This window comes from Clostridium tarantellae, assembly GCF_009295725.1.
In the GTDB taxonomy this organism is placed as follows: Bacteria; Bacillota; Clostridia; order Clostridiales; family Clostridiaceae; genus Sarcina; species Sarcina tarantellae.
This window is the reverse complement of sequence record NZ_WHJC01000565.1, coordinates 1-866: the sequence shown is the minus strand read 5'-3', so window position 1 is coordinate 866 and position 866 is coordinate 1. Positions and strand designations below refer to the sequence as shown.

Here is an 866-nt window from a genome sequence, read left to right as displayed (position 1 = left end):
ATATAGGAGATAATATTGGTGGGGTGTTTGTATTAATCACCTTCAAAGGTGCATTAATACTAGCTTTGCAGGCAGTTTTACTAGTGCTATTTTGTATAAATGGTGCTAAATCTTCTTCTTTTAGATAATTTTTATTTTTTATTAAATGAAAATTATCATCTCTAGTACCAAAAAATAGCTTATTATAATTACTACTGGAACGATCATCTTTAAATATTTCACTAAAAGCTTTATATAAAGAATCTCTCTTCTCTCTATCAAATATAGGTTCATCTAATATTACTATTATTCTGAACCTATTCCATTCCTTAGTGTTAGAAAAAGTGTTATATATACCATAGTTAAATTGTCCTATACCATTTAAAAGTTCTATAGCTCCTGTAGGGGTTAGATATCCTTCTTCTAATGTCTTTACTCTAGTTTTGTTAATTTCCTTATTTAAAGCATCATCATATTCCTTATAAAGGTATGTGTTATCAATATCTATAATAAAGCAATATGTTCCTCTATAATTTGAGCTATTCCTATCACATAAGTCTGCCTTAAATGTATGTCCATTAATAGCATAATTTAAGAAACACTGAAGATCTCCTTCTACTTCTATAAAGTCACCCCAAATTTTATTAATTATGGCTACATCCTTTTTAGAAGGTTTTTTATCTAATGTAATATTTTTAGTTACTAAGAATTTAAATTTCTTTTTCATATATCCTCCCTTATCTTTCCTAAAGCAGGACATTCAATACCTTCTAGTTCTCTTTTGATAAGATTTTCCAGAAAAGCTTGTATTGTAACATTACGTTCTTCTATTAATTTTAGAATATCTTCTTTTTCATCTACTGTTAAGCTAACTCTTAGTGTAGCTT

At 27.5% G+C, this 866-nt stretch carries 1 protein-coding gene; it reads right to left on the bottom strand.

The features are described 5' to 3' along the window. On the bottom strand, positions 1-706 hold a 706-nt coding region (locus GBZ86_RS16375; RefSeq protein ID WP_152892436.1), incomplete at its 3' end, for a hypothetical protein. Positions 707-866 lie beyond the last annotated feature (160 nt).